This window comes from Sodalinema gerasimenkoae IPPAS B-353 (assembly GCF_009846485.1).
In the GTDB taxonomy this organism is placed as follows: domain Bacteria; phylum Cyanobacteriota; class Cyanobacteriia; order Cyanobacteriales; family Geitlerinemataceae; genus Sodalinema; species Sodalinema gerasimenkoae.
Genome location: NZ_ML776472.1, coordinates 3859601 through 3872443, shown reverse-complemented (window position 1 = coordinate 3872443; position 12843 = coordinate 3859601). Strand labels below are relative to the sequence as shown.

13 protein-coding genes are annotated in these 12843 nt (G+C 53.4%); 7 read left to right on the top strand and 6 right to left on the bottom strand.

Translation table 11 applies throughout. The features are described from left to right. Positions 1-31 precede the first annotated feature (31 nt). Complete coding sequence (locus L855_RS16800; protein WP_159789946.1) at positions 32-337, top strand: hypothetical protein; 306 nt, start codon at positions 32-34, stop codon at positions 335-337. Here the strand turns inward: L855_RS16800 and L855_RS16795 are convergent. From L855_RS16795 to L855_RS16780, 4 genes are all read right to left on the bottom strand, one after another. Further along, positions 334-1317: a methyltransferase domain-containing protein gene (locus tag L855_RS16795; protein ID WP_159789944.1), complete on the bottom strand. Its 984-nt coding sequence runs from the start codon at positions 1315-1317 to the stop codon at positions 334-336. The genes L855_RS16800 and L855_RS16795 overlap by 4 nt on opposite strands. An 18-nt stretch (positions 1318-1335) precedes the next feature. Then, the gene (locus L855_RS16790) at positions 1336-2424 is read right to left on the bottom strand and encodes a Get3/ArsA fold putative tail anchor-mediating ATPase NosAFP (protein WP_159789942.1); all 1089 of its coding nucleotides are present in this window, start codon (positions 2422-2424) and stop codon (positions 1336-1338) included. Between the two features lie 160 nt (positions 2425-2584). Further along, entirely contained in the window at positions 2585-2785 is a 201-nt protein-coding gene (petP, locus tag L855_RS16785) for a cytochrome b6f subunit PetP (RefSeq protein WP_068790842.1), read from the bottom strand. A 72-nt stretch (positions 2786-2857) separates the two neighbouring features. After that, entirely contained in the window at positions 2858-3103 is a 246-nt protein-coding gene (locus tag L855_RS16780; RefSeq protein ID WP_159789940.1) for a hypothetical protein, read from the bottom strand. 218 nt (positions 3104-3321) lie between these two features. Between L855_RS16780 and L855_RS16775 the strand changes: the two genes are divergently transcribed. Together L855_RS16775 and L855_RS16770 are read left to right on the top strand one after the other, a co-directional pair. Then, positions 3322-3912: a hypothetical protein gene (locus L855_RS16775; protein ID WP_159789938.1), complete on the top strand. Its 591-nt coding sequence runs from the start codon at positions 3322-3324 to the stop codon at positions 3910-3912. A gap of 55 nt (positions 3913-3967) precedes the next feature. Next, positions 3968-4780: a hypothetical protein gene (locus L855_RS16770; RefSeq protein WP_159789936.1), complete on the top strand. Its 813-nt coding sequence runs from the start codon at positions 3968-3970 to the stop codon at positions 4778-4780. A 19-nt stretch (positions 4781-4799) separates the two neighbouring features. On the opposite strand, the gene L855_RS16765 is transcribed toward L855_RS16770, so the two are convergent. After that, positions 4800-5240 carry a DUF4332 domain-containing protein gene (locus tag L855_RS16765; protein ID WP_159789934.1) on the bottom strand — a complete coding sequence of 147 codons (441 nt, stop codon included), beginning with the start codon at positions 5238-5240 and terminating at the stop codon, positions 4800-4802. A gap of 327 nt (positions 5241-5567) precedes the next feature. Here L855_RS16765 and L855_RS16760 point away from each other — a divergent pair, with 327 nt between their 5' ends. The 3 genes from L855_RS16760 (at position 5568) to L855_RS16750 (ending at position 10141) form a co-directional block, all read left to right on the top strand. Continuing rightward, the gene (locus L855_RS16760; RefSeq protein WP_159789932.1) at positions 5568-6797 is read left to right on the top strand and encodes a type IV pilus twitching motility protein PilT; all 1230 of its coding nucleotides are present in this window, start codon (positions 5568-5570) and stop codon (positions 6795-6797) included. Positions 6798-6867: 70 nt separating this feature from the next. Then, entirely contained in the window at positions 6868-7122 is a 255-nt protein-coding gene (locus L855_RS16755; RefSeq protein ID WP_159789930.1) for a Nif11-like leader peptide family natural product precursor, read from the top strand. A gap of 130 nt (positions 7123-7252) precedes the next feature. After that, complete coding sequence (locus tag L855_RS16750) at positions 7253-10141, top strand: CHAT domain-containing protein (protein ID WP_159789928.1); 2889 nt, start codon at positions 7253-7255, stop codon at positions 10139-10141. Between the two features lie 99 nt (positions 10142-10240). On the opposite strand, the gene L855_RS16745 is transcribed toward L855_RS16750, so the two are convergent. After that, entirely contained in the window at positions 10241-11140 is a 900-nt protein-coding gene (locus L855_RS16745; protein WP_159789926.1) for an SWIM zinc finger family protein, read from the bottom strand. Positions 11141-11525: 385 nt separating this feature from the next. Here L855_RS16745 and L855_RS16740 point away from each other — a divergent pair, with 385 nt between their 5' ends. Further along, the gene (locus L855_RS16740; RefSeq protein ID WP_159789924.1) at positions 11526-12710 is read left to right on the top strand and encodes a response regulator; all 1185 of its coding nucleotides are present in this window, start codon (positions 11526-11528) and stop codon (positions 12708-12710) included. Positions 12711-12843: the final 133 nt, after the last annotated feature.

Sequence of the window (12843 nt, the reverse complement as noted above, 5' to 3'; positions counted from 1 at the left end):
ACAATGAAGGTAGTAACTCGCCGATAGAGTGATGATGAACAACTTAAAACGCCTTTTCGGACTGGGGTTACTGTTCGGACTGGGGTTACTGCTGGCACTAATTTGGACTCTTAGCAGTTCCATCGCCCTCGCAGAACCCCAGCCAACCGCCACCCAAACCGTCCAACTTGCCAAAGGGAGTTCAGACAGTAACCCCCCTCACACTCCTGTACGATCGCCCAAATCCGGGAGTTGCCAATGTCCCTACGACACCGACAAAGCCGGCCGGTCCTGTGGCAAACGATCCGCCTATTCCCGGCCCGGTGGCGAGAGTCCCCGCTGCTATAAAGACGATTAAACCTGCGCCGTCTCCTGAGAATCCCGCGTTTCCAGCGACTCGGGCCCCTCACCACGAACCGCGCGGAACATCCCAAACCGACATAACCCGGCCCCAAACGCCAACCGCATTAACAACAGCGTCGGCACTTCCCGCACTGACTTGAGAAACCCAGACACCCCGAACTGCATCCAACCCTGGGGCCGGACAATCCCCTCGCGAATCGAATCAATCCAGGAGGGGAGGGTTTCTTGCGTCCAATCCGCCGTCATTACCTCACCCTCAACAAATCCTGTCTCCTGCAACAATTCCGCAAACCCTTCAATACTCGAAAACGCCGGATGAGACCATTGATCTAATAATTGTCGCATCACCGGACGTTCCCAGAAATTTAAGGGAACTTCGCGGTCATCCCGCTGATTCCAATCCGCCATCACTAACCGGCCCCCCGGCTTCACCACCCGCATCAATTCGCGGGCAAAGACCGCCTTATCGGGCATATGGGGCCCCGCTTCAATGGACCACACCACATCAAAACTGCCATCGGGAAAGGAGAGATTCATGGCATCATCCACCGCAAACCGGGCATCAACTCCTTCAGGGGTTAACTCTTGGGCCCGCTGCACTTGTTGGGGGCTGATGGTAATCCCCGTCACGGAAAAGCCGTAGTCTTTGGCGAGAATGCGGCTACTCCCACCAATACCACAACCCACATCCAACACCGTTGTTCCGGGGGGAAGTTGATCTAAACCACCCCAGCGGACCATTTCATGGACAAAATCCGACTTGGCTTGCAGGAAATCTTTAGACTCTGGTGGGGAACCGTAATGGCCTAAATGGATATGTTCGCCCCAGTAATATTCCAGGATGCCGTCTTGCGTCCATTCGTCGTAGGCGTTGGCGACAGTATCGGAGGATTGGTATTTGCGGGCGGCGTTGAAATAGGCAATCAGTGCGATCGCCACAATTACAACTAAGACCAGAATAAGGGTCGGCGTCATAGCAATTGAGATAGCAACTTAGAACGAAATCGTCAGATATTGGTTCTGAAATTTAGCGCCTTTGACGGGTTTTCCTTGCAGGGCCGGGGGAAGATAGATATTATGCCGTTGTTCTCCGGCTTCGACGGTCACTTCCGGCCCCGACTGGATCAGTTTGACGTCTTGTTTACTAAATCCCGGCAAGAACAGACGCACTGATTGAGCGGCGTTATCGACCTCCATGGGTTTGGGGGCGCTGGCAATTTGACTGCTGAAGTTGGGCAAGGCCTCCATCAGCGGCTGCCAATCGTCCCCAGATTTGGCGGGAATGGTAGTCACGGGGAGGGGGTCAAACTCAGACCCGATCGCCCCGCCATTGCCCCGATTCACCAGCACTCCGCCCACGGTTAAGCCAATTTGTTGCGCTTCTCCCCAACGGTATTTAGCGACAGCCAGGGAAGCGGCGTCATCCCCGCTAACCAAATAGGCGGCGATATGAGTGGCATCGCTCAGGGCCGATTTGCCTTCGTTGAGAAATTCGTCGATGCGATCGCCACTAAATTCTGTCTTACTCCAGTCTACGTTCAAAACAGCCCCACTCATGGGCTGCCAAAAGGGTGACAAGGCCCGCACAATATCCGAACCATCGAGAACCTGTTTGAAACGGCGTAGATACCAGCCGCCAATTTCAGCGATTCCTAACATTCTCAGGGTCTCGCGATCGCCGGCCCCATCATAAACAATCACATCATAGTCACCGCTATGATCGTACTCCCGCACCGCACTCAGAGCAAAAGCAGCATCCATCCCCGGCAGAACCGCCAACTCCTGGCCATAAATTTCTTTAAAAAAGGGAGTTTTCAGATATTGGGCTTCGAGTTTTTTCACCTGTTCCCACCCCTGTTCTAAGAGATAGGGGGTGTTAAACTGCACCACCTTGAGATTGGCGGCGATGTCTGTCGGTTCCGGGGGAGTGGGCAATCCTAGCAGCAGGGACAATTCCGGCCCCGATCCTTGACTAGCCAGCAACACCCGTTTCCCTTGACTGGCTTCTTGCTTGGCGGTGGCGATCGCCAATGTGGTGCGCCCTATACCACCTTTTCCTAAAAATGTCAATATCTGGGTCATTGAACCATGGACAATCAAAAATGGACAATGAATACTACAAGACTAACGACATAAGAGTCGTTTGAAGCTTTTAATACGTCTTACCTCATCTGGCAATTTCCCTAAATTCAGAGTGGGAGAGTGACCCAGTCGGGATCTCCCACCCTGGGGGAATGCCGACTTAAGCCAGCAGTTCCAGTTCGTCTTCAAAGAACCAGGTGGAAAAGCCACCTTCAAACTGAACCACAGCCCCGATGCCGCTACCATCAACCATCTTGTAATCGGAAATGGTACCGACGGGGTTTTGCTTAATTTTGCTGACCACATCATCGGAGACGCGATCGCGAATGCGGCGGACTTTAACTTTTTGACCTACTTCCATCTCAAGCTGAATCACAGTGTTTGGCTTAACCACCCACTCAGTGTATCAGGGTTTCGTCGGTGCGTTTCCCACTCAGGCAGATTCAGAATAATCAGCCAGGGCCAACACGTAGATGGCGTGGGCCACCAGAGCCGCACCCCAAGTCCCCGTAACGGGAGTCAGCCAGGGGAGATCCCAACGGTAGAGAATGGCAAAAAACCAGGCCCCGGAGTTAATCGCTGAGAATAGGGCCAGATGGAAGGCTAAGTTAATGCGATCGCCCAACCGACGATAGTCAGGGTCACTGCGATCGGGTTTTCGAGACCATTTAGGAGGCATATAATTAAAACAATCGGACTTTGCAATCGAGCATAGGTCAAGTGTAGTTAACAAACTGCCCTAATTCTAGGGATAGGGACTTCACGAACCCCAAATTTTGCTGATACAATGAGGGGGTATTGGGGGGTGTCACCCCTCATTCTTGAGTTACTCCATCACCATACACTCCAAGGAAGTCAAGCGTCCAGCCGCCTAAATTCCTTGGTTAATAAACCATCATGTCATCTGTACCGGCTCAATCGTGGGATACCCTAGGAACTGTAGCTCGGTCAACAGAGGTTGATCGTCCCATGTATAACCGTTCCAACCGTAAAAATGTCATCGCCACAGTTGATCGAGGAAACTCCCCCACCTCGGAAGCTCCGGTTCAGGAGTTCCCCCCTCGCGTACACCTAAACTTTGAAGGCTTAACTCGCTTTGAAGTGGTGCGCGACCAATACAAACAGTATGGGATTCACTTCGACAACGCCATCGCCGTCAGTCCGTCTAATCCTGCCTATCCCGCCCATTCGAATGAGATTGTACTCATGGGCGCGCCAAAAAGTGGCTTTTTAGAATTAACCTTTGATCGTCCGGTGCAATTTGTGGCCGGCTACGTCACCAGTTCTCGCTTCACCGCCATGTCCGCTTACAACCATCTCGGACAAACCATCACTCGGGCCGAACTCCCGGCGGCGAACCTAGCCAACTCTAATTCCTCCGTGCAACCCAATCAACAACTGATTGTGCGATCGCCCGACATTCACCGCGTCACCTTTTACGCCTTTGACGGGGAACTGGTGGTGGATGATATCAGCTTCGGATATTAAAAGCTGAACTTCAATCACGTCATCTCGACCCTACTCGGTCCCTGAATGTGATAGATTGGTCACAACTTTTATCAGTCCCACCGACGTCAGTACCGTGGCCTCAGCTTCTCGTCCCCGCTCTCGCTTCAAAGCCCGCCAAGCTCAGTTCCGTCGCTCTCGTCCTTCCCGGCTGCTGCGATCGCTGCCCCGACCCAAGATGCAACGGGAAACTCTCGCTTGGGGCACAGCCGCCGTTCTCGGGGGAACGATGCTGTTGTGGAACTGGAAGCTATTTATCGCCACCGGAACCGGAATGAGTGCCACCCTGGGGGTCTATCTGCTCCTGCAATCCAAATGGCGGTTGCGTTGGGGCAATCTTCGTCGTTGGTTCTCTGGTCCCCAGAAGCCCATCGTTCTAGCCACCACCACCGGGGGACTAGCTACCCTATCTACTTACATGGCTACCGCCATCTGGGTCAGTTCCGATAATCACTGGATGGCCAGTGGTTTTATCCTAGAAGGCCTAGCCACCCTGGCAATTTTAGGGCTCCTGACTTGGCAAACCCTACACCGCATCTTAGGGCGAGATAAGGTGGACCTCAACGGAATGTTAAGCCAACTGAGTCAGGAAGACCCCCTAAAACAGGTCGTGGCCCTCCGCCAACTCGAACGTTGGATTTTAGGGGGACTGGTTGATGAGCAAGAACAGCAAACCATCATTGATTGTTGCCGAGTGTTACTCACTCGGGATCTTGATGCCGTGGTTCGAGAGGCGGCCCTGGCCCTGCTGGCCAGTCAATCGACTCAAGACGCGTTAACTCTCGTCTCCGACAAAGGGGGACTGAACCTGAGAGTGGCACGTCGAAGCGCCAAACGCCATCAGGCCTAACCCCGAAGCCGCCCCCTTGCTAATTGAGGGGTTTAACACATTGAGCTGCTTGAATCCAACTCACCACATCGCCACGAGAGGGGCAAACCGACCTTTGGCGTGTGGCCGATACACATAGACGCATTAACTGAGGGTAAAACCGCTGAATCTGGGTTTGTCCGAGTTGTTTGGGAGAGACCACCCCACAATGCAGCACCAAACCACAATACTGGTAGCCTACTCCAGGAATGCGGGCTAAGTCGGCCAAAACTGCCCATTTTTTAACGTAATGGGCTGAAATCTTCAGTCGAGCTGCTAAATCTTCCGCTCCTTGAGGTTTCCGGGTTTGGTTGAGCAATTGATAGGTCGTTTTAATGCCGCAACCTTTGAGGCGATCGCACTCAGCCGGCTTTAACCCCGGAAGTTTGGCGATCGCCCAATTTCCAGATGACAGTGAATCGGTTGACATCATACGAACCATAACGCTAAACCGTTAAACTTAAACAACAGAGACCCCAACCGTTTGCACTGAAGGCTGACTGGGACCATAACCAAAATAATGGGATGACAGACTAAAGTAGCCTTAAGGCGATCGCCCCGCCCGAGTTTTTACAACCCGGCAACCCTCACTGACGATGCGCCTATCCCTCAGTGTACACCAATAAATGGCTCTCCAGCATAGATAAAATGGAGATCCGAAAACTTATTACCTTGCGTCTTCAAAATCCCTATCACTCCCTCTGACGCCGTCGAAACCGGCTCAGAATTGGGAGACATTGACCCTAAAATCAACTTTTTATAAACTCCCATGGTAGATCAATCCGTCAATCCAGCCCCTTCGAGCAAATCTTCAACGGCAAAATCCGCTAATCATCGACAAGCCCCACCGCCGCCCCCCCAGCGTCGAGTCGCGAGCCAAGCCAAACCACCCACCTTTGACACCTCAGTCGAGCAACTGGTGGTAACAGCCATTGAGAAAAAAGCCTCAGACATCCATATCCGGGTCGGTCATAAACCTCGCATCCGCATCCGGGGCGAGATGGTGGAACTGAGCCAAGAACTGCTCACCACCAGCGAAATTTTTGACCAGTATCTTCGGGAAATCATCCCCGCCGCACAACGCAAGAAATTTCGCGAAGAAAAAGAACTAGACACCGCGATTTTTTACCCAGACTTAGTCCGTTGTCGGGTCAACTGTTTTGACTCCCTTTCCGGTGGGGCCATGGTGCTGCGGCTGATTAGCTTAGACATTCCCAGCATCGACAACCTACGACTCCCCCAAGTCATCAAGAAAATCGTCCAAGCCCCCCAGGGTCTGATCCTGATTACCGGGCCCACCGGTTCCGGGAAATCCACCACCATGGCGGCGGCAATCGACCATCTCAATCGGAATTTCCACAAACACATTGTCACCATCGAAGACCCCATTGAGTTTGTTCACACCTCCCAAAAATGCCTGATTAGCCAACGAGAAGTCGGCTTACATACCCTGGAATTTCACCAGGCCCTGCGAGCGGTTCTACGGGAAGATCCCGATGTGATTCTCGTCGGAGAAATGCGCGATCGCATCACCATCAACACCGCCCTGCAAGCCGCCCAAACGGGACACCTCGTCATGGGAACCTTGCACACCCGCAACGCCATCGACTCCGTGAACCGTCTCGTCAACCTCTACCCCCCCGACGAACAGCAAATCATCCGCATTCAACTCGTCGAATCCCTCGTGGCCGTCGTTGCCCAACAACTACTACCCACCACCGATCGCCAACGGGTCGCCGTTCACGACATTCTCATCAATACCCCCACCATGAAAGACTATCTCATCCGGGGAGAAGAAGACGAAGCCTTCCATCTGATGAAAACCGAGCAGATTGAAGGAATGCAAGTCCTCAACCAAGCCCTCTATCGGGAAATCCTCGATGGACGCATTACCATTGAAGATGCCCATGCGATTTCTCCCGATCCCGGAGAACTCGAACGTCTCATGCGGACTGGGGGTTACGATGCCTCGTCCTCACCCCGGGATTGGCAAGGCTAAGGCAACATTACCATCAGGGTGTTTTAGTGCTTCCCAGGGATACCCAACGATATGAGGTCTGTCAAATACCATGTCTATTGAAAATGCTCAACAGTTCTTAAAAGATGTCCTGCATCATCCCGATCTACGGGAAACCTTCAACGAGACCCAAACCCCCCAGCAGTTTCTCAAGCTTGCTCAGGGGTTGGGCTATGACTTCTCCAGCCAAGACCTGGAAACTGTGATTTCACGCCATAGTGAAGGGGTAAACATCCGGCGGCGAACGGGAATTTGGCAATGGCTGAGAACCGTTCCCTGGATCGACCGCCAGGAAGCCCACCATTAACCGCTTGACAGTTGACCGACGACCGTTAACAGTTAACAGGTATCAACGCCCGTTATGATTGAGTGATTAGCGGGTTTGAGCTACGTTGTCCGCACCCATCGCTCCCCCTACCCTAGAGGTGAATTGACCCGTGGTGACTCGTTCTTGCTTCACGTCAGCCCGACGCTGGTATGTCCCCTTCCTAACCACGACGGTTTTAGGACTCAGCCTGAACCTGAATCCAATCCAGGCCCAAACCCTGATTCCCAGCAATGATGGAACCGGAACTCAAGTCATCCCCGATGGCGATCGCTTCGACATCGATGGGGGGAGCCTCTCAGGAGATGGTCAAAACCTCTTTCACAGCTTCGATCGCTTCGATCTAAACAGTGGCGAAACTGCCAACTTTCTCACCTCTCCTGAAATCCGTAATGTTCTCGGACGCATTGGCGGCGACGCATCCCAAATTAATGGACTTCTACAACTTACCGGAAGTGCCGCCAATCTCTATCTCCTGAACCCCGCCGGGATTCTTTTCGGGGCCAACGCCCAACTGAATCTCCCGGCGTCCTTTTTTGCCACCTCCGCCAGTGCCCTCACCTTCAACGGTGGTATCTTTGATCAAATTAACACCCCCGATTATCAGGCCCTAACCGGTGACCCCAGCGGCTTTCAATTTAATGGCGGCGGTGCAATCACCAGTCTGGCCCCCTTGCAGGTTCCCGAAACCCTGGGCCTGCTCGGGGGAGAGGTTAACACCAGTGCCCCTCTCTCCGCCGGACAACTGCTAATTCAAGCGATTCCCGGTGAAGCTACCCTACGGATTAGCCAACCGGGATTTGTCCTGAGCCTCGACCTCTCCGATGCCCCAGCACAGCCCACTGATGTTCCTGGCTTACTCACTGGAGGGGATGGAGACGGCGGTGAGACCATTTTAGACACCTCGGGGGATGTGCCTCGTATTCAATCGGGGAACGTGGCCATTGGCAACGTCACCCTCCAAAACGCCAGCCCCGCCACCTCCTCAGAGGTGGTGATTGAGGCGGGGGGCAGCCTCAGTACTGGAAGCATTAACACGTCCACCGGAGCCGGGGGGAACCCCATCCGACTGCAAGCAGATGGGGATATCAACACTCAAATCCTCTTTTCCGGGGGGGGTGCTATTACCGTTGACAGTGCCTCAGGCTCCATTCAAACCGGCGATGTCACCGCGACTGGGGTCAGCGGCGGCGACATTACCCTCAACGCGGCTGGCAACCTAACCAGTGGCAACCTGGACAGTGAAGGCTTAGGGGGAAGCGGCGGTAACATCACCACCGTCACCGGAGGGGAAGCGCAGATTCTCTCGGTGGATGGTCGTGGAACCACCTCTGGGGGAAACCTCTCCCTGACTCAATCGCGCCTACGGATTCCGGGCGCTGTCGCCTCGGGGTTAGTGGTTGATGAGGATGTTTCCCTAGCCACCTCTGAGGGGGGCAGCATTCGGGTAGAACTAACGGAGTTTGGCGTTCCCTTTGAGGTGGGCAACCCCACCACCAGCGGCACCTCCGGCAGTTTGACCGCCGGGGGCGATCGCCTGGACCCCCCGTTTGTCTCCACGCCCGGAACCATCAGCCAGGGGGCCATTACCGTCATCTCCCCAGAAGCCCCTGAACCTGTCCCACGGCCTCAAGACAGCGAGGCGGCCGAGGATATCGAACGCTTACAACGGATTCCCGGTCAAGACAGTGACTCGGTTATGCTCTTAGGGTCTAGCCTGGAATCGGAAGTTCGCTATACCGATAATTTTGTAGAATTTCTTGGTCTGGATATCACGCCGGCCCTGAGTTTAGATGATAGTCGGGCCCTGCTAGCTGAGATTGAAGAGGATACCGGAGAACGACCGGCCCTGATCTATTTACAGTTCGTCTCCAATGTCCAACTGAGTCTTAACCCAAGCCTTCAGAAACAAGCGGGTTCCGGTTTATTAAACATTGAGGACGATCCCCTAAGTGATGGCTTAGAAATGCTGGTGGTTACCTCCGCAGAAGAGCCGGTGCGAGTGGTGGTGGATGGGGCCACGCGATCGCAGGTGATGGAGGCGGCCTTTGAACTGCGATCGAACCTAACGAACCCCCGTCTGCGCCGCAGCAATCGCTATCTGGCCTGGTCTCAAGAACTCTATGATTTGTTGATTCGTCCCCTAGAAACCGCCCTTGAGGAACAGGAGATTACTAACCTCACCTTCATCTCCGACACTGGCTTACGAACCCTGCCCCTAGGCGTTCTACATGACGGCGAGGAGTTCCTCATCGAACGCTATAACCTGGGTCTAATCCCCAGTTTAAGCCTCACTGATACCCGCCGGGGCAATCTTCAACAGACCCAAGTCTTGGCCATGGGGGCCTCGATCTTTCCCTTTAACGATACTCTCAGTCCTCTTCCGGCCGTCTCGACGGAACTACAAGCCATCAGCGAACAGATTTGGCCAGGAATCAACTTTCTCAATGAGGACTTTACCATTGAAAACCTCCGGCGACAACGACAACAAACCCCCTACGGCATCATTCACCTGGCCACACATGGTGAGTTTCTGGATGGAGATGCTACCAACTCCTATATCCAATTCTGGGATGAACGGCTGAGTCTGCTGGAAATGCGGCGGCTTAATCTCAACCGTCCCCCGGTGGAATTATTGGTCCTGAGTGCCTGTCGCACCGCTGTGGGGAGTGCTGAAGCGGAGTTAGGCTTTGCCGGATTGGCCGTGGCCTCAGGGGCCAAGACGGCTCTGGGCAGTTTATGGTACGTCAGCGATGATGGAACCTTGGGCTTAATGACCGAGTTTTACCAGCAACTCCGCAACTCATCCACCCGTTCAGAAGCCCTACGCCAAGCCCAAATTGCCCTGTTAAATGGCGAGGTTCGGGTGGAAGAGGGTCAACTGATTACCCCGGAGTTTACCTTACCCCTTCCTCCAGAATTGGCTGAACAAATCCCAGACCGAGACTTTAGCCATCCCTATTTTTGGTCGGCCTTTAGCTTGGTGGGGAATCCTTGGTAGGGGAAAAGAAGGGAACGGGGAACAGGGGGAGAGAAGGCAGTAGGCAGTAGGCAGTAGGCAGTAGGCAATAGGTGGGGAAGCCTCTGCCAACTGAGAGTATCAATCAGGTGATTTTTGATTGGTATAGTCCGTTTCTGGGGTGGCCATGGCCTGGGCGATCGCCCCTTGGCTGACGCTTTGATAGACCTGCTGAAAATAAGCCCGGACCTGTTCTAGGGTGGCGGTTTGGGCCAGAGAACTATTGCCGGTTTGAGATAACAGGGGAATCGGACCGAGTAGATCTAAGACTGTCTCCTGAGTTGGGGGGGGTGTAATCACCACTAAAGAGGGGTCTAGGGGGTCGTCATAGGTCCAAAAGTCTTCAACCCTTAGGGGAGTTCCTTGGGCCGCGTCTCCCGTGGTGGCAGGGGCACTGGCGGCTTCCGAGGCGTCGGGGGGCAAATCTCCGGCTAAATCCGCCCGTCGTTCCCGTAGGGCAGCGATAATGTCCTCTTTGCTGCGACCCCGCAGTTGAAAGAGTAAAAAGGGATCTTCACCAAAGCGATCACCCAGCAAATGATAGACGGCAATAATATGTTTACAGGGATTGGCTTTATCAGGACAGGAACAGCGCGATCGCACCTCTTGCAAACTAAAGGGAAATAAGCGCAACCCATTGGCGGCAAACACATCTTCAATATTGGTGGGCATTTCTCCGGCTAACAACTTGGCAGAATGCAGGGCCTGCTCTGATAACGTATCGACAATATACTGCCAATCTTCATCACTAAAGGCATCGAGCCAAATGGACAGTTCATAGGGATTGTCTTCACTGCCTTGAACGGTAGCTAATACTTTCTTATCCCGAAAATCAATGCTTAAAACATTTCCCTGTCGAGCATAATTTCGTCCTCGTTCCAATCGTTTTTTGAAGCGATATTTTTGCAATAAATCGAGCCATTGCTGAACCCACCATTCCTGTTCCTGATGAGTATTGAGACGTTCACCGGAATAAACCATGACTTCTGAGTCCTCGTTGCAGCCAAGTGAGCAATCAGGTTGAGACCAAAACCGGCTCGCTCGTCCATAATGACGAGTTTGCCCCAATCTTGTCGAACTGCCCATCACTTCTAGCATACCTGAGGGGTGGCTCTGGGTCGGCGGCTTATCCAGGAACCCTTAAGACTTAGATTACGTCGTGAAGGTTTAAACCCTCAATCAAATTGGGAGGCATCTGAGTTCGGTTTTCATGTCAAACCGGTCACATTGGCTGGAGTGGTCAATTTGGAACCGGATTCAGACCCCTTGCCTGACCTGAATCGGGCAATCTCCGGGAAATTACGGATAGGAATTCGTAATTCTACGGGACTACAATAAAGCCAGCCATTACTTGAGTCTTGCCATCATGGTCTGCCATCTACCCGGTGTAAACACCCTCCTCAGGGCGTTTGCGAGTATCCATACGTCGGCTAAAACAGGAAAACTTAGCATTAGTCTTCGGGGGGAGCAGTGGCACTACTACTTTCTCCAAGGGCGATTTCTCTTTGCTTGGGGAGGCCAGCATCGTGTTCGTCGTTGGCAACGGGCCTTAAATCGTCACTGTCCCCATTGGCGGTTAGAAGTCCAGGGTGGGACTCCCAAAGGATTATGGGAATATCAACTCCTCCATCGTGCCGTTTCCAATCAATCCTTAGAACTATCCACCGGAAAAGCGGTGTTAGGGGCGATCGCCGCTGAAGTCCTCTTCGCCACCCTAACCCCCAAAGATCTCACCTGCAAATGGACTGACTCCGGGCCAACCGCACCCCACGAATCTCGGCTGGCCCTATCCCCCAAGGAATTTCAACGGCTGTTCACCTCCGTGCGCGATCTCTGGCTACAATGGCAAGCCATGGGGTTAACCTATATCTGTCCCGATCAAGCCCCCCTCTGGACCGGTAAAACCCCGGATCAGGACCTCTCCCTCACCGCAAGTTCCGTACGAACCCTCTTTAACGGTCAATATACCCTTTGGGACATCGCCCAACGCCAACGGCGATCGCTCGCCTACCTGACACGAACCCTACACCACTTCGTCGAACAGGGAACCTTGCAATTGCGGCAGGTTGATGATTTACCCTCTCCCTTTGAACAGATGCAAATGGTGGCCGCCGCCGTCGCCCCTCCCCGTCGCACCATTGCCTATGTTGACGATAGCCCCACGGCAGGAGAATACCTCCGCAAAATCATTGAACCTCGGGGGTTCCAGCTGATGTTTATTCAAAATCCCTTACAAGACTTCCCCCTGTTATTAAAAGAACAACCAGAACTCATTTTTCTGGATCTGAATATGCCCTTAATTCACGGCGCGGACTTTTGCAACTTTCTACGCAAAACCTCCGTCTTCCAAGCCACTCCCATCGTCATCCTCAGCCAGAATGATGGAACCATGGAGCGAGTACGGGCGAATCTCTCTGGAGCGTCGGACTTTCTCAGTAAACCCGCTCGTTCCACAGAGGTGATGCAGGTGGTTGAGAAGTATATTCAAGCCCTACCCTTAACCTCCGCCAACGGTCAACTCTTCGGAAGTTATCGCTCATCGGTGAGATAATCCTCCCCCTACTGCCTACTGCCTACTGCCTTCTGCCTACTGCCTTCTGCCCGAAGAGGGCGACCACAAGGGTACGCCCCTACGTCTTCCCCTACTGCCTTCTGTTCCCTGTTCCCTGTTCCCTTCTTTTACC